Annotated in this window: 20 protein-coding genes; 11 read left to right on the forward strand and 9 right to left on the reverse strand. The window is 71.1% G+C overall.

Annotated features, from left to right (window positions below; genetic code table 11):
- The first annotated feature begins 55 nt into the window (after positions 1 to 55).
- Together ABZ016_RS26420 and ABZ016_RS26425 are read left to right on the forward strand one after the other, a co-directional pair.
- On the forward strand, positions 56 to 1054 hold the full coding sequence (locus ABZ016_RS26420) for a DUF4349 domain-containing protein (RefSeq protein ID WP_356919176.1): 999 nt from the start codon (positions 56 to 58) through the stop codon (positions 1052 to 1054).
- A gap of 27 nt (positions 1055 to 1081) precedes the next feature.
- Positions 1082 to 2479 (forward strand): FAD-dependent oxidoreductase, encoded by a 1398-nt coding sequence (locus ABZ016_RS26425; RefSeq protein WP_356919177.1) that lies wholly within the window; start codon positions 1082 to 1084, stop codon positions 2477 to 2479.
- 130 nt (positions 2480 to 2609) lie between these two features.
- Here the strand turns inward: ABZ016_RS26425 and ABZ016_RS26430 are convergent, their stop codons facing one another.
- Positions 2610 to 2939 carry a hypothetical protein gene (locus ABZ016_RS26430; RefSeq protein WP_356919178.1) on the reverse strand — a complete coding sequence of 110 codons (330 nt, stop codon included), beginning with the start codon at positions 2937 to 2939 and terminating at the stop codon, positions 2610 to 2612.
- A 135-nt stretch (positions 2940 to 3074) separates the two neighbouring features.
- On the opposite strand from ABZ016_RS26430, the gene ABZ016_RS26435 reads away from it, so the two are divergent.
- Entirely contained in the window at positions 3075 to 3893 is an 819-nt protein-coding gene (locus ABZ016_RS26435) for a rhomboid family intramembrane serine protease (protein ID WP_356919179.1), read from the forward strand.
- 34 nt (positions 3894 to 3927) lie between these two features.
- Here the strand turns inward: ABZ016_RS26435 and hemE are convergent, their stop codons facing one another.
- Positions 3928 to 4995 (reverse strand): uroporphyrinogen decarboxylase, encoded by a 1068-nt coding sequence (gene hemE / locus ABZ016_RS26440; protein ID WP_356919180.1) that lies wholly within the window; start codon positions 4993 to 4995, stop codon positions 3928 to 3930.
- Positions 4996 to 5096: 101 nt separating this feature from the next.
- Here hemE and ABZ016_RS26445 point away from each other — a divergent pair, with 101 nt between their 5' ends.
- The 3 genes from ABZ016_RS26445 (at position 5097) to ABZ016_RS26455 (ending at position 8232) form a co-directional block, all read left to right on the forward strand.
- Positions 5097 to 5771 (forward strand): DUF3000 domain-containing protein, encoded by a 675-nt coding sequence (locus ABZ016_RS26445; RefSeq protein ID WP_356919181.1) that lies wholly within the window; start codon positions 5097 to 5099, stop codon positions 5769 to 5771.
- Positions 5772 to 6094: 323 nt separating this feature from the next.
- Positions 6095 to 6757 carry a response regulator transcription factor gene (locus ABZ016_RS26450; protein ID WP_003993737.1) on the forward strand — a complete coding sequence of 221 codons (663 nt, stop codon included), beginning with the start codon at positions 6095 to 6097 and terminating at the stop codon, positions 6755 to 6757.
- 185 nt (positions 6758 to 6942) lie between these two features.
- A complete protein-coding gene (locus ABZ016_RS26455; protein ID WP_356919182.1) occupies positions 6943 to 8232 on the forward strand; it encodes a ribonuclease D in 1290 nt (429 codons plus the stop codon).
- 78 nt (positions 8233 to 8310) lie between these two features.
- Here the strand turns inward: ABZ016_RS26455 and ABZ016_RS26460 are convergent, their stop codons facing one another.
- Genes ABZ016_RS26460 through ABZ016_RS26470 form a run of 3 tightly spaced genes read right to left on the reverse strand, consistent with a single transcriptional unit; the run spans position 8311 to position 11395 of the window.
- On the reverse strand, positions 8311 to 9141 hold the full coding sequence (locus ABZ016_RS26460; protein ID WP_356919183.1) for a carbohydrate ABC transporter permease: 831 nt from the start codon (positions 9139 to 9141) through the stop codon (positions 8311 to 8313).
- Positions 9138 to 10082, reverse strand: coding sequence for a sugar ABC transporter permease (locus ABZ016_RS26465; protein WP_356919184.1), 945 nt, complete (start codon positions 10080 to 10082; stop codon positions 9138 to 9140). The genes ABZ016_RS26460 and ABZ016_RS26465 overlap by 4 nt, the downstream gene beginning before the upstream one ends.
- Positions 10082 to 11395 carry an ABC transporter substrate-binding protein gene (locus tag ABZ016_RS26470; RefSeq protein WP_356919185.1) on the reverse strand — a complete coding sequence of 438 codons (1314 nt, stop codon included), beginning with the start codon at positions 11393 to 11395 and terminating at the stop codon, positions 10082 to 10084. Before ABZ016_RS26470 ends, ABZ016_RS26465 begins: the two co-directional genes overlap by 1 nt.
- Positions 11396 to 11558: 163 nt before the next feature.
- Here ABZ016_RS26470 and ABZ016_RS26475 point away from each other — a divergent pair, with 163 nt between their 5' ends.
- The 4 genes from ABZ016_RS26475 to ABZ016_RS26490 all read left to right on the forward strand — a co-directional run bounded on the left by ABZ016_RS26475 (position 11559) and on the right by ABZ016_RS26490 (position 18619).
- Positions 11559 to 14108, forward strand: coding sequence for a glycoside hydrolase family 2 protein (locus ABZ016_RS26475; protein ID WP_356919186.1), 2550 nt, complete (start codon positions 11559 to 11561; stop codon positions 14106 to 14108).
- Positions 14105 to 15142 carry a LacI family DNA-binding transcriptional regulator gene (locus tag ABZ016_RS26480; protein ID WP_356919187.1) on the forward strand — a complete coding sequence of 346 codons (1038 nt, stop codon included), beginning with the start codon at positions 14105 to 14107 and terminating at the stop codon, positions 15140 to 15142. The genes ABZ016_RS26475 and ABZ016_RS26480 overlap by 4 nt, the downstream gene beginning before the upstream one ends.
- Positions 15143 to 15275: 133 nt before the next feature.
- Positions 15276 to 16493 (forward strand): acetyl-CoA C-acyltransferase, encoded by a 1218-nt coding sequence (locus ABZ016_RS26485; protein WP_356919188.1) that lies wholly within the window; start codon positions 15276 to 15278, stop codon positions 16491 to 16493.
- Positions 16490 to 18619: a 3-hydroxyacyl-CoA dehydrogenase NAD-binding domain-containing protein gene (locus ABZ016_RS26490; protein WP_356919189.1), complete on the forward strand. Its 2130-nt coding sequence runs from the start codon at positions 16490 to 16492 to the stop codon at positions 18617 to 18619. The genes ABZ016_RS26485 and ABZ016_RS26490 overlap by 4 nt, the downstream gene beginning before the upstream one ends.
- Before the next feature lie 51 nt (positions 18620 to 18670).
- Here ABZ016_RS26490 and ABZ016_RS26495 read toward each other — a convergent pair whose 3' ends face one another.
- The 3 genes from ABZ016_RS26495 to ABZ016_RS26505 all read right to left on the reverse strand — a co-directional run bounded on the left by ABZ016_RS26495 (position 18671) and on the right by ABZ016_RS26505 (position 20613).
- Positions 18671 to 18817, reverse strand: coding sequence for a hypothetical protein (locus ABZ016_RS26495; protein WP_356919190.1), 147 nt, complete (start codon positions 18815 to 18817; stop codon positions 18671 to 18673).
- A gap of 11 nt (positions 18818 to 18828) precedes the next feature.
- Positions 18829 to 19527: a hyaluronoglucosaminidase gene (locus ABZ016_RS26500; RefSeq protein ID WP_356919191.1), complete on the reverse strand. Its 699-nt coding sequence runs from the start codon at positions 19525 to 19527 to the stop codon at positions 18829 to 18831.
- 66 nt (positions 19528 to 19593) lie between these two features.
- Complete coding sequence (locus tag ABZ016_RS26505; protein WP_356919192.1) at positions 19594 to 20613, reverse strand: hypothetical protein; 1020 nt, start codon at positions 20611 to 20613, stop codon at positions 19594 to 19596.
- A gap of 70 nt (positions 20614 to 20683) precedes the next feature.
- Between ABZ016_RS26505 and ABZ016_RS26510 the strand changes: the two genes are divergently transcribed.
- Positions 20684 to 21055, forward strand: a complete 372-nt coding sequence (locus ABZ016_RS26510) for an NTP pyrophosphohydrolase (protein WP_356919193.1) — start codon at positions 20684 to 20686, stop codon at positions 21053 to 21055.
- 331 nt (positions 21056 to 21386) lie between these two features.
- On the opposite strand, the gene ABZ016_RS26515 is transcribed toward ABZ016_RS26510, so the two are convergent.
- Positions 21387 to 22886: an amino acid permease gene (locus ABZ016_RS26515; protein WP_356919194.1), complete on the reverse strand. Its 1500-nt coding sequence runs from the start codon at positions 22884 to 22886 to the stop codon at positions 21387 to 21389.
- Positions 22887 to 22912: the final 26 nt, after the last annotated feature.

A 22912-nucleotide genomic window follows, 5' to 3' on the forward strand; every position in this document is an offset into this window, starting at 1 on the left:
CGCGGTCCAGGCGTCGAAGAAGCATCAGCAGAATCGACCCACGGGGGATGCCCTCATGCGCACACGACGACCCGTACACCGCCCCGCGCCGGCCCTGGCCGCGCTCCTGCTGGCCGCGGCCCTCGCGCTCACCGGGTGCAGCGCCGCGGGCGACGACTCCGGTGGGAGCACGGCCGCCGACCAGGGGGCCGCCTCCCGGGCGGACGACAAGGCAGGCGCGCGGGAAGCCGCACCCGGCGGCGCCGGGAGCGGTGCCCGGGCGACGGCGCCGCCGAAGCTCACCGCCACCCACATCATTCGCACGGCCTCGCTGACCGTGCAGGTCAAGGATGTCCCCAAGGCCCTGGACCAGGCCCGCGCCGGCACCGAGAACGCGGGCGGGTACGTCGGCGACGAGACCACCACCCGGGACGAGGAGGGCCGCGAGCGGACCCGGGTCGTGCTGCGGGTGCCCGTGGAGCAGTACGACGAGGTCCTCACCGAGCTGGAGGGCGCGGGCAAGCTCCTCGACCGCAACGCGAAGGCCGAGGACGTCACCGACCAGGTCGTGGACGTGGAGAGCCGGATCAAGTCGCAGCGGGCCAGTGTGGCCCGGGTCCGCGAGCTGATGGAGCGGGCCACGAGGCTCGCCGACGTGGTGACCCTGGAGGGCGAGCTGAGCACCCGCCAGGCCGACCTGGAGGCGCTGCTCGCACGCCAGGCGTCCCTGAAGGACCGCACGAGCCTGGCCACCATCACCCTCTCGCTGTCCGAGACACCGGTGAAGAAAGCCGAGAAGGACGACGACGACCCGGGGTTCGTGGACGCGCTGGCGGGCGGCTGGAACGCGTTCGTGACCATGCTGCGCTGGCTCGCGGTGGTCCTCGGCGCGGTCCTGCCCTTCGCGGCGGTGGCCGCCCTGATCGCGCTGCTGTGGCTGCGCGTCGTACGCCCCCGTCTCCCGCGCCGCCCGCGGCCCGCGCCGACACCCGCCACGAGCGCGCTCGGCCCGCTGCCGACGGCCCGGCCGGCGCCCGGACCCGAAAGCCCGCGCACCCCGGGCGAGCAGGACTGAAATGCCGTGCTCCCGTAGCGTGTTCGCATGAGCATGAGCCGTACGCGGGGTACACGGGAGCGACTGGTCGTGATCGGCGGCGACGCCGCGGGGATGTCCGCGGCGTCGCAGGCACGCCGTCTGAGGAAGCCCGACGAGCTGGAGATCGTGGCGTTCGAACGCGGCAACTTCACGTCGTACTCGGCGTGCGGAATCCCGTACTGGGTGGGCGGCGACGTCCAGGACCGGGACCAGCTCGTCGCCCGCACGCCCGAGGAGCATCGCGCGCGGGACATCGATCTGCGGCTGCGCACCGAGGTCATGGAGCTCGACGTCGACGGACAGCGGGTCCGCGCGCGTGATCTCGACTCCGGCGCCGAGTCCTGGACCTCGTACGACAAGCTGGTGATCGCGACCGGTGCCCGGCCGATCCGCCCGGACATGCCCGGCATGGACGCTCCCGGGGTGCACGGTGTGCAGACGCTGGACGACGGCCAGGCGCTGCTCGACACGCTGGAACGCACGCGTGGGCGCCGCGCGGTGGTGGTCGGGGCCGGTTACATCGGTGTGGAGATGGCCGAGGCGCTCATCAACCGCGGCTACGAGGTGACGGTCGTCAACCGGGGCAGCGAGCCCATGTCGACGCTCGACCCCGACATGGGCCGCCTGGTGCACGAGGCGATGGAGGGCCTGGGCATCACCATGGTCGACGACGCCGAGGTCACGGAGGTCCGCACGGGTGACGACGGCCGGGTACGCGCGGTGGCCACCCGGGACCGGGAGTTCCCGGCGGACGTCGTCGTGCTCGGCATCGGGGTACGCCCCGAGACGACCCTCGCCGAGGCGGCCGGTCTCCCCCTGGGCACGCACGGCGGTCTCCTCACCGACCGCTCGATGCGGGTCCGCGGCCACCAGAACATCTGGGCCGGCGGCGACTGCGTCGAGGTACTGGACCTGGTCTCCGGCCAGGAACGGCACATCGCGCTCGGCACGCACGCCAACAAGCACGGCCAGGTCATCGGCACCAACGCCGGCGGCGGCTACGCCACGTTCCCGGGCGTGGTGGGCACGGCGGTCAGCAAGGTCTGCGACCTGGAGATCGCGCGCACGGGACTGCGCGAGAAGGACGCCCACCGTGTGGGCCTGCGCTTCCAGGCGGTCACCATCGAGTCGACGAGCCGCGCGGGCTACTACCCGAACTCCTCCCCCATGACGGTCAAGATGCTCGCCGAGCACCGCACGGGCCGCCTCCTCGGCGTCCAGATCGTCGGCAGGGAGGGCGCGGGCAAACGGGTCGACATCGCGGCGGTCGCCCTCACGGCAGGCATGACGGTGGAACAGATGACAGCCCTGGACCTGGGTTACGCCCCACCCTTCTCCCCCGTCTGGGACCCCGTCCTGGTAGCGGCCCGCAAGGCGTCGGCGAAGGTCCACAGTTCGTTGTAGGGGCAGTTGGGCCCGCGCCCCCTAGGGGCGCGGGGCTGTATCGATGTGCGGCTTTGCCGCGTGGGCGCGAGCAACCACAACCAGCCCGCAGCCGGGAACGCACCCGCACCCGCACCCCTACGGCGAAACCCTACGCAGTCCCAGCCGTCCCGTTGATCCGGTCAATGGCCTGCCGCGCCTGCTCCGCCGGCGGCCGGGACGGCAAGGACGAAACCGACGCGGAAGAAGTCACCGCCGGCGGCTGCTCCCCCGCCGGCTTCGCATGCGCGGCACTCCGCGACGAACGCAACCGATGACTCACCGCCTCCTCCAGCGTCACCGGCCGCCGCATCTGGGAGGCCAGCCGCCCGGCCTCCTGGCCGAGACGGGCCACGTCCTCCCAGGGCAGCCGCACCACCAGCGTCAGCTCGGCCTCGCCGTCGGGCAGTGCGTGCATCGGAGGAGTAACTCGGTCGTTCATCGCCTGTTCCTCACGTCGGCCCCGCGACCCGCCTTCCCCGCGCCGCGGGCGGTTGCCGACACATACGCACACCCGCACGGCTGCGTTCAGCCATGCCCTCCGATTCACCGGGGCCTCACCGGGCACACGGGGGATGTGGTCATCCCCGTCCATGACGTGAATCCCGTGCGGCGCACCCCGTGGGTGACGTACGCCCTGCTCGCCGCCAACATCATCGTGTTCCTGCGCACCCCCGGCATGGCCGGCTCCGTGACGGGTGAGAGCAGCCTGGCCCAGCTGTGCCACCTCCAGGCGTTCCTGGACCACTACGCGGCGGTGCCCCGCGAGCTGATCCAGCATCAGATGCCACGGCTGGTACCCACGGGCGACGTCGGCGTCGGCTCCCAGGGAGCCGGCTGTGTCGTCGGCCCGCCGGCCTACGACAAGTCCCCGGAACTCAGCGTCCTGACAGCGATGTTCCTGCACGGCAGCTGGCTGCACCTGCTGGGCAACATGCTGTTCCTGTGGATCTTCGGAAACAACATCGAGGACCGGATGGGCCACGTCCGGTTCCTGCTCTTCTACGTCGTCTGCGGCTACGCGGCGGGGTACGGCTTCGCGCTCCTCAACGCCGGCTCGGGCGCCCCCCTGATCGGCGCGTCCGGGGCGATCGCCGGGGTGCTGGGCGCCTATCTGGTGCTCTACCCGAAGGCCCGGGTCTGGGTCCTGGTCCCGTTCCTGATCTTCCTGCCGCTCCGCCTGCCGGCCTGGATCGTGCTGGGCTTCTGGTTCGTCCTGCAGGCGGTGTACTCCTCCGGCGAGGGCCTCTCCGACGCCGGCACGGTGGCGTACACGGCGCACGTCGCCGGTTTCGTCGCCGGGATGCTGATCGCCTGGCCGCTGCGGCCCGGCACGCCACCGCCTCCGGAGCCCCGGGGCATCCTCTTCGGCAGGCGGGCGCGGCCGGGCTGGTAGGACCGCTCGGCGCGGTCCGTCAGCGGGCCGTCCGTCAGCGGGCCGTCCGTGTGTGGACGTACTCCACCAGCCGCGTCAGCGCGTCCGGGTCCGTGGCCGGCATGACGCCGTGGCCGAGGTTGAAGACGTGGCCCTCCAGGCCCGCCGCCGCGTCCAGGACCTCCTGGGTCTTGGCCTCGACGGCCTCCGTCGGGGCGAACAGCACGGTCGGGTCGAGGTTGCCCTGCAGCGCCTTGCCGGGGCCGACGCGGCGCGCGGCCTCGTCCATGGGGACGCGCCAGTCGACGCCGACGACGTCCGCGCCGGCCTCGCCCATGAGCGGGAGCAGCTCGCCGGTGCCGACGCCGAAGTGGATGCGCGGCACGCCGTAGCCGGCCACGGCCTCGAACACCTTCGCCGACGCCGGCAGCACCGAGCGCCGGTAGTCGACGGGGGCCAGGGCGCCCGCCCAGGAGTCGAACAGCTGGACCGCCGAGGCGCCCGCCTCGATCTGCACCTTCAGGAAGGCGGCCGTGATGCCGGCGAGGCGGTCGAGCAGGTCGGCCCAGAGCTCGGGGTCGCCGTACATCATCGCCTTGGCGTTCTCGTACGTGCGGGAAGGGCCGCCCTCGACGAGGTAGCTGGCGAGGGTGAAGGGGGCGCCGGCGAAGCCGATGAGGGGCGTGGCGCCGAGCTCGCGGGTGAGCAGGCCGATGGCCTCGGTGACGTAGGAGACGTCCTCGGGGGTCAGGTTGCGCAGTTGGGCGAGGTCCTCGCGGCTGCGGATCGGGCGCTCGACGACCGGGCCGACACCGGGCTTGATGTCGAGGTCGATGCCGATGGCCTTGAGCGGGACGACGATGTCGCTGAAGTAGATCGCCGCGTCCACGTTGTGCCGGCGCACCGGCTGGAGGGTGATCTCGGTGACCAGTTCGGGCCGCATGCAGGACTCGAGCATCGGAACGCCCTCGCGCACCTTGCGGTACTCCGGCAGTGAGCGCCCGGCCTGCCGCATGAACCACACGGGGGTGTGGGGTACGGGCTCGCGCCGGCAGGCCTTGAGGAAGGCGGAGTCGTACGTGGCGGACGGCTGCTGGGCCCGGGGGGCGTCGTTGGCACTCACGGGGAAAGTTTCGCACGCCGCCGATGGGCGTGATTCAGCCCCTGGAGAGGCGCGGGGTGTCTAGCCCGGCACCCGGGCTCCGGTCCCCGTAATCTTCCCGCATGGCTGCGGCTCAGGGACGACTGTCGGACGGCGCTGGCGGAATGGACGAAGCGAAGGACACCGAGAAGGACCGGCGGGAGGCGGACTCCGTCCCGCCGCCCTTCCGGGCCGCCGTCGACGCGCTCAGGGCGGCGCGGCTGCGGCCCCAGATCGAGGTCGAGCCGACGCCCCCGCCGAAGCGGCTCGCCCCGTACTCCTACGCGCTGGAGGCCGCGGTCGTCGACGGCGACCAGGACCTGGCCGACGGCCGGCTGGTGCTGCTGCACGACCCGGCCGGGCACGACGCCTGGCGGGGCACGTTCCGGCTGGTGACGCTGGTGCGCGCGGAGCTGGAGGCGGAGATGGCCGCGGACCCGCTGCTGCCGGAGGTGTGCTGGTCCTGGCTGACCGGCGCGCTCCAGGCGCGCGGGCTGACGTACGGGGAGCCGAGCGGCACGGTCACGCGGGCGAGCTCCCACTACTTCGGCGGGCTGTCCGCGCGCCCGGCCGCCTCCCAGATCGAGATCCGGGCGTCGTGGACGCCGCGCGAGGGCCTGGGCGGGGCACCGGACACGGCCGCGCACCTGGCGTCCTGGTGCGATCTCCTCGCCCAGGTCGCGGGCCTGCCGCCGGCCGGACCCGGCGACGCGTCGGTGGTGACGCTGCCGCAGCGGCGGGGGCCCCAGTCCCGCTGATCGAACCCGTTCCGACCTCGTGCTGATCGAACCTGTACGGGGCGGTCAACCACGTCCTGTCGACGATCACACCTGCGTCCCCCTCTTGGCCGAATCACTTTGTCGATACGGCCACTTTCGACCGCGTACCGACGCAGAGCGAAACCGTTCGACCTTCGAATGATCGACCGCGTGTCCGAATTGCACGGATTGTTATCACCGATTCGTGATCATTCTCTAAAGGCGGACGGGTTGGGTGCCGAAGACGACTGTGACCTTGAAAGCACGGTTCGTCCCGGCTTCACCCCCACGAGCCGGCCCCGTCCCGCACCCCAGGAGGCCTGGTGTCCGTTCTCCTCGAGCAGCCCGCAAGCCTGGTCGCCTACCGCCCGAACAAGCCCACCGCCATGGTGGTCGTGGCCGACCCGCGTGTTCGCTCCACCGTGACCCGTCACCTGTGGGCGCTCGGCGTACGCGATGTCATCGAGGCCTCGTCCATCGCGGAGGCTCGTCCCCGCATCGGCAACCCCCGCGACATCTGCGTCGCCGACGTCCACCTGCCCGACGGCTCCGGCCTCACCCTGCTGTCGGAGACCCGCGCCGCGGGCTGGCCCAACGGGCTCGCCCTCTCCGCCGCCGACGACATCGGCGCCGTGCGCAACGCGCTCGCCGGCGGGGTGAAGGGCTACGTCGTCACCGGCACGCGCACCAACGTCGGACTCCCCACTCGCCCGGGCGCCGCCCCCATCGGCGCCGCCGCCGCCCGTCTGCACCGCCGCCCCCCGGGTGCCCCGAGCCACCCGGGCGGTTACCGCGAGCTGTCCGGCCGCGAGGTCGAGGTGCTGCGCCTGGTCGCCGAGGGCCAGTCGAACAAGGCGATCGGCGTCTCGATGGGCCTGTCCGCCCTGACGGTCAAGAGCCACCTCGCCCGCATCGCCCGCAAGCTCGGCACGGGCGACCGGGCCGGCATGGTCGCGGTCGCCCTGCGGACCGGGATCATTCACTGACCTTCTTCCGATGACCCTTCGTGATCATTCAGTCACCTGAACGGGATCGGACCGTGGATCCCGTCCATGCCCGCACGGCTCGCGAACCCGGCGTTTCCCCGAGCTGACTGGTTTGCGACCCCCGGGTGCCCGTCGACGGAACGTTCCGTCGGCGGGCGCTGTCCATACACGGATACCCTTGACATGTGACCGACGCCCACGAGACCGCAGCAGACAGCTCACTGCGAACCACCGGAGGCGCCCCTCCGGACGACGGCGGAACTTCTGCTACGGAGGCGCCGATCCCTTTGCTGGAGCCGCGTGAGGGCATTCCGCCCGTCATCGCGGACGAGGCCGCCCTGGCCCGGGTGATCGCCGCCTTCGCGGCGGGCACCGGCCCGGTCGCCGTCGACGCCGAGCGGGCGTCCGGCTACCGCTACGGGCAGCGCGCCTACCTGGTGCAGCTGCGCCGCGAGGGCGCCGGAACCGCGTTGATCGACCCCGTCGCCTGCCCCGACCTCTCCGCCCTGGGCGAGGCCCTGTCCGGCGTCGAGTGGGTGCTGCACGCCGCCACCCAGGACCTGCCCTGCCTGCGCGAGATAGGCATGGTGCCGACACGGCTCTTCGACACCGAGCTCGCCGGGCGGCTCGCCGGATTCCCCCGGGTCGGCCTCGGCGCGATGGTCGAGGGCGTCCTCGGCTTCGTCCTGGAGAAGGGACACTCCGCCGTCGACTGGTCCACCCGTCCGCTCCCGGAGCCCTGGCTGCGGTACGCGGCGCTGGACGTCGAGCTGCTCGTCGACCTGCGTGACGCGCTGGAGAAGGAGCTGGACCGGCAGGGCAAGCTGGACTGGGCCCGCCAGGAGTTCGACGCGATCGCCTCGGCCCCGCCGCCGGAGCCGCGCAAGGACCCCTGGCGGCGTACGTCCGGGATGCACAAGGTGCGCCGGCGACGGCAGCTGGCCGTCGTACGGGAGCTGTGGCAGACCCGGGACCGGATCGCGCAGCGGCGGGACGTCTCGCCCGGCAAGGTGCTCGGGGACGCGGCGATCGTGGAGGCGGCGCTGGCTCTTCCGGCCAACGTGCACGCACTGGCCGCGCTGAACGGGTACGGACACCGCATGAGCAAGCGGCAGCTGGAGCAGTGGCAGTCGGCGGTGGACCGGGCGAAGGGGCTGAGCGAGGCCCAGTTGCCGCAGCCGGGGCAGCCGGTGGCGGGGCCGCCGCCGCCCCGCGCCTGGGCCGACAAGGATCCCGCGGCCGCGGCGCGGCTGTCGGCGGCGCGGGCCGGGGTTTCGGCGCTGGCCGAGCGGCTCAACATGCCGCAGGAGAATCTGATCACGCCGGATACGGTGCGGCGGGTGTGCTGGGAGCCGCCGCAGGATGTGAACGCCGAGTCGGTTGCGGAGGCGCTGGCCGGTCATGGGGCTCGGGCCTGGCAGGTCGAGCAGGTCACGCCCGTTCTGGTGGAGGCACTGTCCACCCAGTCGCCGTAGGGGGTTCTCCACGTACGGCGACCGCGGGTCGTGTGTGGTTGTTCGCGCAGTTCCCCGCGCCCCTGAGAAGAAGGGCGCCTACTTCGTGGCCCCTTGCGTGAAGCCGTTGTAGATGAAGCGCTGCAGGAACAGGAAGACGATCAAGGTGGGGGCGATGACGAGGATCGCTCCTGCCGAGATGGTCTCCCAGTGGGCGCCGAAGGGGCCCTTGAAGCGGAACAGGGACGTCGAGATCACGCCAAGATCTTCGGAGGGCATGTAGAGGAAGGGGATGTAGAAGTCGTTGTACATGGTGATGCCCTTGACGATCACCACCGTCGCGATCGCCGGCTTCAGCAGCGGGAAGATGATCTTTCGGTAGATCGTGAAGGCGTTGGCGCCGTCGATCCGGGCCGCCTCGTCGAGTGAGACCGGGATGGACCGGACGAACTGCAGGAAGATGTAGATCGAGACGATGTCCGTGCCCATGTAGAGGGCGATCGGGGCCCACAGGCTGTCGAACATGCCGAAGCTGTTGACGATCTGGAAGGTCGCCACCTGGGTCGTGACGCCGGGGACCAGCGCAGCGATCAGGAACAGGGCCAGGACCAGCTTGCGGAAACGGAACCGGAACCGGTCGATGGCGTAGGCGGTCATGGAGCCGATGAGGACCGTGCCGCCGATGGCGAAGAGCAGGATGACCGCCGTGTTGGCGAAGGCCGAGAGCATCCGGCCGTCCTGGAACGCCGTCGCGTAGTTGTGGAAGTTGAGCAGGTCGTCGGGGAGGGCGAGGGCGCCGCTGTCGTTCGCCATCTCCCGCTCGGACTTGAGGGACGTCAGGAGTACGGCCGCCAGCGGGAGCAGGACCACCACCGTCGCGGCGACCAGGGACAGATACACGAGCGTTCGGGCCACGGCGCGGCGCGTCATACGAGGTCCACCTTGTCGTCGGGAACGAGGCGCCGCTGGATCCAGGTCACCGCCAGGACGATCAGCAGGAGCACGATCGCGGCCGCCGAGGCGAGCCCCGTCTTGTTGAACTGGAAGGCCAGCTTCACGGTCTGGATAACGAAGGTCTCGGTGCCGGTCGCCCCGCCGGTCATGATGTACGGGATCTCGAAGACCGACAGCGAGCCGGAGACCGAGAGGATCACCGTCAGGGACAGCACCGGTTTGATGCCGGGCGCGATGATGTGACGGAACTGGTGCCAGCGGTTCGCGCCGTCCAGCTCGGCCGCCTCGTAGAGCTCACCGGGGACGGACTGGATCGCGCCCAGGAAGAGGACGAAGTTCAGGCCCAGGTAGCGCCAGACCGAGACGGCGGCGAGGGAGGTGTTCGCCGACGTCGGGGAGCCGAGCCACGCGTGGTCCGTCTCGATGCCGAGGAGGCCGAGGACCGAGTCGAGGGTGCCGCCGTCCTGGAAGAAGTAGAGGAAGACGAAGCCGATCGCCACCCCGTTGATCAGGTAGGGGAAGAACAGCACGCCCTTGAAGAAGTTCCGGAAGCGGACGTTGAAGCTCAGGATCGTGGCGAAGTAGAGGGCGAGGACGATCTGGAGGACCGAGGCCGCCAGGTAGTAGCCGCTGACCCAGAAGACCTCGAACAGGTCGGAGCGGGTGAAGAGTTCGGCGTAGTTCTCGGCGCCCGTGTAGTGCAGCTCGGGGCTCACTCCGTCCCAGTCGGTGAAGCTGTACGCGACCATGTTGGCGATCGGCGCGTACGTGAAGACGATCAGCAGGGTGAGCGGGGCGAGCAGGAAGAGCCAGGGGGTGGCCCCGCGCCACCGCGCGGGGCGCGGGGCGGGGGCCGGGCCGGGAGCGGGCGGACCGGGCACCGCCGCGCGGGCCGCCTTCTCGGTCGTGTCCGTCATCAGGACCCCAGGGTCCGCTGGGTGTCGGTCCACTTCTTCGCGAGGCCGTCCAGGAAGTCGTCCAGGCTGCCCTTGGTGGCACCGCGGGCGAGGTCGACCAGATCCTGGCGGTAGTCGGGCTTGTTGATGCCGACCTCGGACTGGTTGTCGATGGTCTTCACCTCGGCCCCCTTGGTGTCGTCGAGGTCGAGGATGCGCACCCCGGCCTCCTCGTACGGCTTCAGGACCTCGGGCAGCGGGGCGGATTTGAGCGGGGACAGCGCCAGGTTGTCCGCCGCGTAACCGGACTTGTCGGTGAACCAGTCGATCCAGGCGCGGGCGGCGGCCTTGTGCTCGGAGTGGATGTTGACGGCCTGGTTGTAGTCGGGCAGCGCCACCGCGCAGAACATGCCGTTCTTCTGCGCCGGGAAGGGCATGAACCCGATGTCGTCGGGGTTCGCGCCGGCCTGCTTCGCCGCGCCCCGCATCTGGATGACGGCCCAGGAGCCGAGCCACATCGTGGCGATGTCCCCCTTGGCCAGCTTGGGTTTGGACGCCTCCCAGTTGGTGGTGGTCGGGTCCTTCTCGACGAGCCCGGCGCGCACGATGTCGTAGAGCAGCGTGTCGGCTGTCCGGAGGTCGGCGCCCTCGGCCCACGGGTCGCCCTCGGCGAGCTTCGTGGTGGCCTGTTCGTCGCAGCCGACCGAGCCGTTGACCTGCGTCCACTGGGTGAGCGGCCACATGTCCTTGAAGTTGGTGTAGTACGGGATCGCGTCGGTCCGGGATTTGATCGCCTTGAGGCCGGCGAGGAACTCGGCCGGGGTCTTCGGCCAGTCGGTGACGCCGGCCTTCTGCCACACCTTCTTGTTGTAGATGAAGCCCGGGACCGCGCCGAGCGGGCTCTGGCCGTAGACCTTGCCCTCGACCATGGTGTAGTCGGTGAAGCGGTACTTCTTGCTCCGCTCGGCCTGACTGCCCAGCGAGGCGAAGAACTTGGGGTAGTCCTTCTTCTCGATCACGCCGGGGATCATGAGGACGTCACCGTAGTTTTCCGTGTTCATACGGATCTTGACTTCGCCCTCGTAGTCGGTGATGCCGTCGAACTCGACCTTCACCTTCGGGTAGGTCCTGTTGAACTCGGCGGCGTACTTCTTCATCGTCCCGTCCTGCACGAGGTCGGTCCGGTGGGTGAGGACGGTGATGGTCCCGCTGACCTTGGCCGGGTCGTCGGGCGCCTCGGCGTCCGCGCCCTTCGAGGCGCCTCCGGTGCCGGTGCAGCCGGAGGCCAGCAGGGCGGCGCCCACGGCGAGGGCGAGGAAGGTACGGCGGTTCATGTGCATCAGCTCCGTTCGCGGAGAGGAACTCGGGACGGAAGAGCACGTGCGGTATGGCTGGTTCGGCACTCTGACAGCGCTTTCTCAACCGGTAAAGTCCCATTCCCGCCAAGGATGCGAGAGCCACACACAACTCTTCACTGAACCGGTCAAGGGAGTGCGCATGCTGGAGGCCACACCGCTCGGCGACGGATGGATCCTGCGGCACGGGTCGGAGGCGCTGCCGGCCTCGGTGCCGGGCTGCGTGCACACGGACCTGATGGCGGCCGGGGTGATCCCGGACCCGTTCCTCGGCCGGGGCGAGACCGAGGTGGCGTGGGTGGGGCGCCGCGACTGGACGTACGAGCGGGAGCTCGGCGGCTCGTCCGTGCCGGAGCGGCAGGAGCGGCACGAACAGACCGACCTGGTCTTCGACGGGCTCGACACCGTCGCCGAGATCTCCCTGGACGGGCGGCCGCTGGGGACGGTGCGGAACATGCACCGCTCGTACCGGTTCGACGTCACGGGGCTGTCCGGGCGGCTGTCCGTGCGGTTCGTCTCCGCGTACGCCGAGGCCGAGGCCGTACGGGGGCGGCTGGGCGAGCGGCCCGCCGCGTACACCGAGCCCTACCAGTACCTGCGCAAGATGGCCTGCTCGTTCGGCTGGGACTGGGGGCCGACCCTGGTGACGGCCGGGATCTGGCGGCCGGTGCGGCTGGAGCGCTGGTCGACGGCCCGGATCGCCCGGGTGCGTCCGCTGGTCACCGTCGAGGAGGGGGTGGGAGTCGTCGAGCTGGCCGTCGACGTCGAGCGGACCCGGGTGGAGGCGCCGCTCGCCGTGGAGGCGACGGTGGGCGGGGTGCGGGCGCGGGCGGCGGTCGAGGGGGCGGGCGGGGTGGTGCGGCTCCGGGTGCCGGACGCGGAGGTGTGGTGGCCCCGCGGGTACGGCGAACAGCCGCTGTACGAGGTCGAGTTGCGCCTGCTGCACGGTGACGACGCGCTGGACGTGTGGCGGCGCCGGATCGGCTTCCGGACCGTGGAGCTGGACCGCCGGCCCGACGCGCACGGGACCGGATTCACCCTGGTCGTCAACGGCGAGCGGCTCTTCGCCCGGGGCGTCAACTGGATCCCCGACGACGTCTTCCCGTCCCGGATCACCCGCGCGCGCTACCGGGAGCGGCTGGAGCAGGCCGCCGGGGCGGGCGTGGACCTGGTGCGGGTCTGGGGCGGCGGGATCTACGAGAGCGAGGACTTCTACGACGCCTGCGACGAACTCGGGCTGCTGGTCTGGCAGGACTTCCCGTTCGCGTGCGCGGCCTACCCGGAGGAGCAGCCGCTGCGTAGTGAGGTGGAGGCCGAGGCGCGGGAGAACGTCGTACGGCTGATGCCGCATCCGTCGCTGGTGCTGTGGAACGGCAACAACGAGAACCTGTGGGGCTTCCGGGACTGGGGGTGGGAGCCGGGGCTGGCCGGGGACTCCTGGGGCGAGGGGTACTACCTGGGCGTACTGCCGCGTGTGGTGGCCGAGTCGGACCCGACCCGGCCCTACACGGCGGGCAGCCCCTGGTCCGGGTCCTGGCGGCACCACCCGAACGACCCGGCGCACGGCACCCACCACTCGTGGGAGGTGTGGAACCGGGAGGACTACGCCGACTACCGGCTGAGCGTGCCCCGGTTCGTCGCCGAGTTCGGCTGGCAGGCGCCGCCCTCGTACGCCACGCTGCGCCGGGCGCTGCCCGGTGAGGAACTCGCGGCGGACTCCCCCGGCATGCTGCACCACCAGAAGGCCGACGACGGCAACGGCAAGCTGGAGCGGGGGCTGGCCCGGCACTTCGCCGTGCCGAAGGGGGACTTCGACCGCTGGCACTACCTCACGCAGCTCAACCAGGCGCGGGCGGTCGCGGCCGGGATCGAGCACTGGCGCGCGCACTGGCCGGTGTGCGCGGGCACGGTCGTCTGGCAGCTCAACGACTGCTGGCCGGTGACGTCCTGGGCGGCGATCGACGGGGACGGCCGGGAGAAGCCGCTGTACCACGAGCTGAAACGGCTGTACGCGGACCGGTTGCTGACGCTGCGGGCGCGCGACGGCCTGCTCGAGTTGGCCGCCGTCAACCAGGGGGCGGAGGAGTGGAGGGAGACCGTGACCCTGCGGCGGATGTCCGTCGCGGGTGAGGTGCTGGCGCGGGCGGCCGTGGAACTTGCGGCTCCGCGGCGGAACGTGACACGACTCGTCGTCCCGCGCGAGCTGACACCGGTCGGGCCGGAGGAGTTCCTGGTCGCGGATGCGGGCGGGGGTGTGAGCCCGGCTGCGGCTGCGGAAGCAGGCCTGCACGCGAACACCGGGGCGAAGACGGGCGCGGGCGCCCCTGCGCAGGCGGGATCGGACGCGGTTGCGGAAGCGGGCCCGGACACGGACACCGGGGCGAGGACGGACGCGGGCGCGGGTGCCGGTGGGCTGCGGGCGTTGTACTTCCCGGTGGCCGACCGGGACATCCCCTACCCCGTCCCCGAGTTCGAGGTCGCGCTCGCCCCGGACGGCATCACCGTGACCGCCCGCACCCTGGTCCGGGACCTGCTGCTCCAGGCCGACCGGCTGGATCCGGAAGCGCGGGCCGACCGGGGGCTGGTCACGCTGCTGCCGGGCGAAGAGGTGACCATCGGGGTGCGCGGCTGGAAGACTCCGGACGTCCGGAGTGCTCGTTCGGCCCTGTACTGCGTGGAGCCCACCCGATGACGGCGACGCCACCGGCCCCCCGCGTCACCATCAGGGACGTCGCCGCCCGCGCCGGCGTGTCCAAGGGGGCCGTGTCGCTCGCCTTCAACCACAAACCCGGGCTGTCGGAGGCGACCCGGGACCGGATCTTCCGGGCCGCGCGGGAGCTCGGCTGGGCGCCGAACCTCACGGCGCGGACACTGGCCGGATCCCGCGTGGACGTGGTGGGGCTCGCGGTGTGCCGGCCGGCACGGATGCTCGGGCTCGAACCCTGGTACATGGAGTTCGTCTCGGGCGTGGAGAGCGTCCTGGCCGAGCACTCCTGCTCCCTGCTGCTGCGGCTCGTACGGAGCATGGACGAGGAGGTGCGGGTCCAGAAGGCCTGGTGGCGGGGGCGTCAGGTCGGCGGCTCGATCCTCGTCGACTTCCGGGCCGGTGATCCCCGGGTGGGCCTGGTGGAGGGGCTCGGGCTGCCGGTGGTCGCCGTCGGGCACCCTTCACTGACCGGGGGGCTCACCTCCGTGTGGACCGACGACGCCACGGCCGTCACGGAAGCGGTGCGGTACCTGGCCGCACTCGGGCACCGGCGGATCGCCCGGGTCGGCGGGGCGGCGGCCCTCGGGCACACGGCGATCCGGACGGCGGCGTTCGACGAGGCGGCGGGGGCGCTGGAGCTGGCCGGGGCGTGGCAGGTGGCGACGGACTTCTCGGGGGACGCGGGGGCGCGGGCGACACGGTCGCTGCTGACGGCCGCGCCGCCGGACCGGCCGACCGCGATCGTGTACGACAACGACATCATGGCGGTGGCGGGGTTGTCGGTGGCGGCGGAGATGGGACTGCGGGTGCCGGAGGACGTGTCCCTGCTGGCGTGGGACGACTCGCAGCTGTGCCGGCTCACGCATCCGACGCTCTCCGCGATGAGCCATGACGTGCACGGATTCGGGGCGGAGGTGGCCCGGACGTTGTTCTCGGTGATCACCGGCGGCGAGGCCGGGTCCCCTCCCGTGCCCACTCCCGTGCTCACACCCCGGGGGTCCACGGCGCCGCCTCGGTGACTGCTCGGATGTGACCTTCACCGCTCCGCCTGTCAGGACTGGGCAGCTACGTTACCCACAAGTAGCATGGGCCTGAGCGCGCGCTCAGCGCATGCAGCAGCAATGCAGTCCCGGACCCTGGAGGAGAGCCATCGTGCCTCGTACCGTCAGGGACGTCGTCTTCGTCGACGGCGTCCGCACCCCGTTCGGCAAGGCGGGCCCCAAGGGCATCTACCACGAGACCCGTGCCGACGACCTCGTCGTGAAGGCGATCCGGGAGCTGCTGCGCCGCAACCCCGGACTCGACCCGAAGAAGATCGACGAGGTCGCCATCGCCGCGACCACGCAGATCGGTGACCAGGGACTCACCATCGGCCGCACGGCCGGCATCCTCGCCGGTCTGCCGCAGTCGGTCCCCGGCTACTCAATCGACCGCATGTGCGCCGGCGCCCTGACCGCCGTCACCACGGTGGCCGGCTCCGTCGCCTTCGGTGCGTACGACGTCGCCATCGCCGGTGGTGTCGAGCACATGGGCCGTCACCCCATGGGTGAGGGCGTGGACCCGAACCCGCGGTTCGTCTCCGAGAAGCTGGTCGACGAGTCGGCCCTGTTCATGGGCATGACCGCGGAGAACCTGCACGACAGGTACCCGCAGATCACCAAGCTGCGCGCCGACGAGTACGCCGTGCGCTCCCAGGAGAAGGCCGCCAAGGCGTACGCCAACGGCAAGATCCAGGCCGACCTGGTGCCGATCTCGGTTCGCCGCACCTCCCCCGAGGCCGGTGAGACGGGCTGGGGCCTGGTCACCGCCGACGAGCCGATGCGCCCGGGCACGACCCTGGAGAACCTCTCCGGCCTGAAGACCCCGTTCCGCGTCCACGGCCGGGTCACCGCCGGTAACGCGGCCGGTCTGAACGACGGCGCCACCGCCTCGGTCATCGCCTCCGAGGAGTTCGCGCGGGAGCACGACCTCCCCGTGAAGATGCGCCTGGTCTCCTACTCCTTCGCGGGCGTGGAGCCGGAGGTCATGGGCTACGGCCCCATCCCGGCCACGGAGAAGGCGCTGGCCCAGGCCGGCCTGTCCATCTCCGACATCGGCCTGTTCGAGATCAACGAGGCCTTCGCCGTCCAGGTCCTGGCCTTCCTCGACCACTACGGCATCGCCGACGACGACGAGCGCGTCAACCAGTACGGCGGCGCCATCGCGTTCGGCCACCCGCTGGCCTCCTCCGGCGTCCGCCTGATGACGCAGCTGGCCCGCCAGTTCGAGGAGCAGCCGCACGTCCGCTACGGCCTGACCACCATGTGCGTCGGCTTCGGCATGGGCGCGACGGTCATCTGGGAGAACCCGCACTTCGAGGGGGACAAGTGAGCACCACCGCCGAGCTTCTCAAGCAGGCTTCCGAGCTGTTCCCGGACGAGGTCGTCACAGTTGCGCACGTACGCCACTTCGACCTCCCCCTGGGTGCGGGCCGCTTCGCCCTGATCACCCTGGACAACGGCCACGACCACACCAAGCCGACCACCTTCGGCCCGGCCTCGCTGGCGAACCTGAACGCCGCGATCGACCAGGTCGAGAAGGAGGCGGCGGACGGCGAGATCATCGGCGTCGGCATCACCGGCAAGCCGTTCATCTTCGCGGTCGGCGCCGACCTCAAGGGCGTGGAGATCCTCAAGGAGTACGAGCACGCCCTCGCCATCGGCAAGGGCGGCCACGAGGTCTTCAAGCGGCTGTCCAAGCTGGCCGTGCCTACCTTCGCGTACTACAACGGTGCCGCGATGGGCGGCGGTGTCGAGGTCGGTCTGCACTGCACCTACCGCACCGTCTCCGCGGCGCTCCCGGCGTTCTCGCTGCCCGAGGTGTTCCTGGGCCTGGTCCCGGGCTGGGGTGGCTGCACGCTGCTGCCGAACCTGATCGGCCCCGAGAAGGCCGTCTCGGTGATCATCGAGAACAGCCTCAACCAGAACAAGCAGCTCAAGGGCAAGCAGGTCTACGAGCTCGGGATCGCCGACGCGATCTTCGAGGGCGCGGACTTCCTGGAGCAGTCGCTGATCTGGACCGCCGCCGTCCTCAAGGGCGAGCTGGAGATCGAGCGCCCGGTGATCGACCGCGGTGAGGCCTGGGACCAGGCCGTCGCCAAGGGCCGATTCATCGCGGACTCCAAGGTGCACGGCGCCGCCCCGGCCGCCTACCGCGCCCTGGACATCATCGCCGGCGCCAAGAACGGCGACCTCCAGCAGGGCTACGACGCCGAGGACAAGGCCCTCGCCGACCTCATCATGGGCGGCGAACTGCGCTCCGGCATCTACGCCTTCAACCTGGTGCAGAAGCGCGGCAAGCGCCCCGCCGGTGCCCCGGACAAGTCCCTGGCCCGCCCGGTCACCAAGGTCGGTGTCGTCGGCGCCGGTCTGATGGCCAGCCAGCTCGCGCTGCTGTTCCTGCGCCGCCTGGAGGTGCCGGTCGTGCTGACCGACATCGACCAGGAGCGCGTCGACAAGGGTGTGGGCTACGTCCACGCCGAGATCGACAAGCTGCTCGGCAAGGGCCGCATCAACCAGGACAAGGCCAACCGCCTCAAGGCGCTGGTGTCCGGTGTGCTGGACAAGGCCGAGGGCTTCGCGGACGCGGACTTCATCATCGAGGCCGTGTTCGAGGAGATGGGTGTCAAGCAGAAGGTGTTCGCGGAGGTCGAGGCGGTCGCCCCGGCGCACGCGATCCTCGCCACCAACACCTCCTCGCTGTCGGTGTCGGAGATGGCGTCGAAGCTGCAGCACCCCGAGCGGGTCGTCGGCTTCCACTTCTTCAACCCGGTCGCCGTGCTGCCGCTGCTGGAGATCGTCCGCGGCGAGCAGACCGACGACGCCTCCCTCGCCACGGCGTTCGGCGTCGCCAAGAAGCTGAAGAAGACCGCGGTCCTCACCAAGGACGCCCCGGCGTTCGTCGTGAACCGCATCCTGACCCGCTTCATGGGCGAGATCCAGAACGTCATCGACGAGGGCACCCCGGTCGAGGTCGCCGAGAAGGCCGTCGAGCCGCTCGGTCTGCCGATGTCGCCGCTGGTCCTGCTGGAGCTGGTCGGCCCGGCCATCGGTCTGCACGTCTCCGAGACGCTCAACAGGGCCTTCCCGGACCGCTTCACGGTCTCCCCGAACCTCGCGGCCGTCGTCAAGGCGGGCAAGCGCGGCTTCTACGTGTACGACAGCGGCAAGCCCGAGCTCGACCCGGAGGTCGCCGCGCTGCTGAAGCAGGGCGACAGCGTCCTGACGGAGGAGCAGGTCCGCGACCGTGTGCTCGACGCGGTGGCGCAGGAGATCGGCATCATGCTCGACGAGGGCGTCGTCGCCGAGGCGCAGGACATCGACCTGTGCCTCATCACGGGCGCCGGCTGGCCCTTCCACCTGGGCGGCATCACGCCGTACCTGGACCGCGAGGGCGTCTCCGAGCGAGTGAACGGCAAGAGGTTCCTGGCCCAGGGCGTGGCGTCGGTTCCGGCGTAACCCCCCATGGGTGACTGAGGAGGGCCTCCGCACTGTGCGGAGGCCCTCCTGTCATGAGTCGCGCTGTTCGGCGGATTCGAGCCGTGTCCTCAGCTCCGCGTTCTCCGCCTCCAGGACGGCGATGCGCTTACGGGCGAAGTACAGCTCCATGACGGCGTCCTGGAACTCGGCGACGAGCTGCTCGGGGGTCAGTTCCATCGGTTCCCCCCTTATGCCTGGGCCACGAGGGTGACCTTGCCGTTGCCGCCCTTCCAGTACAGGGCGCCGCCCCGGGCGAAGAGGGAGCCGCCGCCCTGCTCCTTGGCCGGCTCTGCGGTGACGTCGTCGAGACGCGCCGTCCCGTCGAGGCGCGTCGTGCCCTCGACGAGCAGTGCGGGAGCCTCGGACCGCTGGACCACGTGGAGCTGGCCGCCGGGGGTGGCTCCGACGCCGATGCCTATCCCGGTGCGGCCGCTGCCCTTGACGACGAAGTCCTCCAGGCCGGGGTTGTTGCGCAGCACGATCAGCGCGCCCTTGGTCGGGGCGTCGGTCGCGGTGACGAAGATGCCCTGGGCGGCCGTCCCCTTTGTCCTGAGGTCGATGGAGAGCCCCGAGGCGCCGTGGTCCGAGCCGTCGGCGTACCCGTTGTGGGTGATCTTCAGTGTGCCCCGCTGGGCCCGCTCCGCACCGCTGAGGTACATCGCGGACGACTCCGGATTGACGGACGTCACGTTGAGCGCGGCCTTGTCGCCGGACGTGGCCGCGTAGTTTATCTTCACGACGTACTCGGTCGGCGACGCGCCGTAGAACGCGGCGGGCGCGGTGTACTGGGTGTACCCGTCGTCGGCCGCCGCGGCCTCCGATCCGGTGGCGACGGTCACGGCGCCCGCCGTGAAGGCGCCGAGGAAGAGTCTTCGTCTCACTGTCATCTGAACTCCTGTGGTCTGCAGGTAGGTACGGTCGATGGACGGGAGGCCGGGTCGGGCGGGCTCCCCTCAGAGCTCCTGCCATGCGGTGAGTGCCAGCCCCGGTTCGTCCTTGCGGCGGGCGAGCCGGAGCGTGCCGGTGGACGGGGAGGAGCTGGCCGCGACGACCTGGTCGTGCTCGTCGAGCGCCAGCGACACCGCCCCGTCGGCGGGCAGTCGGGGGCCCGACTCGGTCCACCAGGCGCCGGCCGACTCGTGCTCCGTCGGATAGGCGGCGAAGGCGACCCGGCCGCTCGCCGACCGCTGGGCGAGCACGGTGCAGTCGTGCCCCTCGATCTCACACCGCACGGCGGACACCGGTCCCGGCCCGGCCGACCCGATGAGCGTCACCGGCTTCTCGCCCGGGCGCCAGGCGCACAGGTCACCGGACGTGTCCGTGAAGAAGAGCGTGGTGTGCTCGGCGGACGTGGCGAGCGCGCGCAGGGTCCCCGGCCGGGCGGGCACGTCGACGCCTTCGGTCCGCACCGGCTTCTTCCCGTCCGCCTCCTGCCGCCAGTGCAGGATCCCGCCGGGCCCGCAGGCGTACACCTCCACGAGCCCCGACTCCCCGGTCACGGCGGCCAACTCCCCCTCGACGTCATGGCCTTCAAGGTCCAGCCAGCCTCCCCAGCCGCCCTTGACCTTCTGGTTGCGCAGGCTCACCCCGCCGCCCTTGTTCCGGACGAAGACGTAGCCGCGCCCCGCGCCATCGACGGCGACGGCCGGCGGGCCCGTCCGGTCGCCCTTCTGATCCGGGTGCCCGATCGGGACCCAGTCCAGGGGGGCGAGCCCCGGCCGGAAATGCGTGGAGTGCACGAGCCCCGACTCCCCCGGCACGGTGGGCCGCCAGGCGGCCAGATGGGCGTACCCGTCGGCGCCCTGGCCGACCGCCGCACCCGGGTGCAGCTTCTGGCTGCCGCCGACGGTGCGGGGAACGTCTTCCCAGGAGCCGGTGGGGCCGCGTTCCGCACGGCACAGGACGGCGTCGCCTGAGGGGAGATAGACGGTGAGGCGGCCGTCGCGGCCGCGGATGAGCCAGTCGCCGTTCACCAGTTCACCTTATGCGGGCCGGGCGGCCGGGCCCCCGCCGGGCGGTCATGTCCCGTGCGATCCTGGCCACATGAACGACCACCTGCCTCTGCTTGTCGTCGTCGACGCCGCGAACGTCGTCGGGTCGGTGCCGGACGGGTGGTGGCGGGATCGGCGGGGGGCGGCGGAGCGGTTGCGGGACCGGTTGGCGGCGGACGGGGTGCCGGGGGTTGCCGGGCCGGTCGAGGTCGTGCTCGTGGTGGAGGGGGCTGCTCGGGGGGTGGAATCGGTCCCGGGGGTGCGGGTGGAGTCGGCGCCGAACAGTGGGGACGATCACATGGTGGACGTTGTCGCGCGGGCCGCGGGGCGTTCCGTACTGGTGGTCACGGCGGACCGGGAGTTGCGGAGGCGGGTCGGGGAGCTGGGGGCGGAGGTGGCGGGGCCGCGTACGGTGCGTCCGTAGGTGCTCGGCGTTGGTGCTGGGGCCGGGGCGTTGCGCAGTTCGGCGCGACGAGGTGCCGCTGCGCCCACCCGTGCCGCCCCAGCGGCACGATTGCCCGCAGCTAAAGCGGATTGCGCCCGCACTCGCGTACGCACGGAAGGGGACGTGTCGGGGGGTGTCCGCCCGCAGCGGTTGGCGCGTCAACGGACAGCTAGTTGGTGTCTGCCCCCATCGCGCCGTTCCGAGGACGGACACCCCCCGGCGCGGCCCCGACCCACAACCCGGCGTCACGCGCTACGCGCACCCCCACCGAAGCAGCCACAGGCCGCCGCAGGCACCCGGCCACTACGGCCTACGCCGAAGGCTGCTCCTCCCCCGCCTCGCGCCTTGCCAGGCGGCTGTGGGTGCGGCCGTAGAGGAAGTACACGGCGAAGCCGACGACCATCCAGATGGCGAACCGCACCCACGTCTCGGCGGGCAGGTTGATCATCAGCCAGAGTGAGGCGCACACCGACAGGATCGGGATGACCGGCACCCACGGGGTGCGGAAGGACCGGGGCAGGTCGGGGCGGGTCCTGCGGAGGATGATCACGCCGATGGCGACGACGATGAAGGCGAACAGCGTGCCGATGTTCACCAGGGCGGCGAGTTCGGTCAGCGGCGTGAACCCGGCGAGGATCGCGATGATCACGCCGAGCAGGATGGTCGGCCGGTGCGGGGTCTTGAACCGCGGGTGGACGTGGGAGAAGAACCGCGGCAGCAGTCCGTCACGGCTCATCGCGAAGAACACCCGGGTCTGGCCGAGCAGCAGGATCATGCACACCGTCGTCAGACCGACCGCGGCGCCGAAGCTGATGAAGCCCGCGTACCACGGATGCCCGGTGGCCTTGAACGCGTCGGCCAGCGGCGCGTCGACGGACAGTTTGGTGTAGTGCTCCATGCCGGTGACGACGATCGACACGAGGACGTACAGCGTGGTGCAGATCACCAGCGAGCCGAGGATGCCACGCGGCATGTCACGCTGCGGGTTGCGGGTCTCCTCCGCCGCCGTGGCCACCACGTCGAAGCCGATGAAGGCGAAGAACACGACCGAGGCGGCGGTGAAGATGCCCATCACGCCGAAGTTGGAGGGCGCCCAGCCGAACATGAGCTGGATCAGTGGAGCCTGGAGACTGCTCCCCGCCTCCACGGGCTTCGCCTTCGGGATGAACGGGTCGTAGTTGTCGCTGTTGATGAGGAACGCGCCCGCGATGATCACGACGAGGACGACCGTCACCTTGATCGCGACGACGAGCGACGTGATCCGCGCCGACAGCTTCATGCCGAGCACGAGGATGCCGGTGAGGACGAGGACGAGCGCGGCGGCGAGGATGTCGAAGCCGAAGCCGTCGGCGCCGTCCCGGCTGCCCAGCGCCGCCGGCATGGTCCAGCCGGCGTTGTCCAGGAGCGACTGGACGTAGCCGGACCAGCCGACGGCCACCACCGCCGTCCCGAGTGCGAACTCCAGGACCAGGTCCCAGCCGATGATCCAGGCGGGCAACTCGCCCAGTGAGGCGTAGGAGAACGTGTAGGCGGACCCGGCGACCGGAACCGTCGACGCGAACTCCGCGTAACAGAGCGCGGCCAGCGCACAGGCGACGCCGGCCGCGACGAACGCCAGGGCCACCGCGGGCCCGGCGTTGTCCTTCGCGACGGTGCCCGTGAGGACGAAGATGCCGGTACCGATGATCACACCGACGCCGAAGACGGTCAGATCCAGCGCGGACAAGGACTTCTTGAGCGCGTGCTCTGGCTCCTCGGTGTCGAGGATGGACTGCTCGACCTTCTTCGTCCGGAAGAGGGTGCTGCTCACGGGGACCTCCCACGCTTGTCGTCCTC

The organism is Streptomyces sp. NPDC006372, from assembly GCF_040612515.1.
Classification (GTDB): domain Bacteria; phylum Actinomycetota; class Actinomycetes; order Streptomycetales; family Streptomycetaceae; genus Streptomyces.

Excerpts from the sequence above, each read along its gene's own strand:
- ABZ016_RS26475 (WP_356919186.1), top strand. The coding sequence starts at position 11,559 with ATGCTGGAGGCCACACCGCTCGGCGACGGATGGATCCTGCGGCACGGG.
- ABZ016_RS26495 (WP_356919190.1), bottom strand. The coding sequence starts at position 18,817 with ATGGAACTGACCCCCGAGCAGCTCGTCGCCGAGTTCCAGGACGCCGTC.
- ABZ016_RS26420 (WP_356919176.1), top strand. The coding sequence starts at position 56 with ATGCGCACACGACGACCCGTACACCGCCCCGCGCCGGCCCTGGCCGCG.
- ABZ016_RS26460 (WP_356919183.1), bottom strand. The coding sequence starts at position 9,141 with ATGACGCGCCGCGCCGTGGCCCGAACGCTCGTGTATCTGTCCCTGGTC.
- ABZ016_RS26480 (WP_356919187.1), top strand. The coding sequence starts at position 14,105 with ATGACGGCGACGCCACCGGCCCCCCGCGTCACCATCAGGGACGTCGCC.
- ABZ016_RS26425 (WP_356919177.1), top strand. The coding sequence starts at position 1,082 with ATGAGCATGAGCCGTACGCGGGGTACACGGGAGCGACTGGTCGTGATC.
- ABZ016_RS26510 (WP_356919193.1), top strand. The coding sequence starts at position 20,684 with ATGAACGACCACCTGCCTCTGCTTGTCGTCGTCGACGCCGCGAACGTC.
- ABZ016_RS26500 (WP_356919191.1), bottom strand. The coding sequence starts at position 19,527 with ATGACAGTGAGACGAAGACTCTTCCTCGGCGCCTTCACGGCGGGCGCC.
- ABZ016_RS26470 (WP_356919185.1), bottom strand. The coding sequence starts at position 11,395 with ATGAACCGCCGTACCTTCCTCGCCCTCGCCGTGGGCGCCGCCCTGCTG.
- ABZ016_RS26465 (WP_356919184.1), bottom strand. The coding sequence starts at position 10,082 with ATGACGGACACGACCGAGAAGGCGGCCCGCGCGGCGGTGCCCGGTCCG.
- ABZ016_RS26430 (WP_356919178.1), bottom strand. The coding sequence starts at position 2,939 with ATGAACGACCGAGTTACTCCTCCGATGCACGCACTGCCCGACGGCGAG.
- ABZ016_RS26445 (WP_356919181.1), top strand. The coding sequence starts at position 5,097 with ATGGCTGCGGCTCAGGGACGACTGTCGGACGGCGCTGGCGGAATGGAC.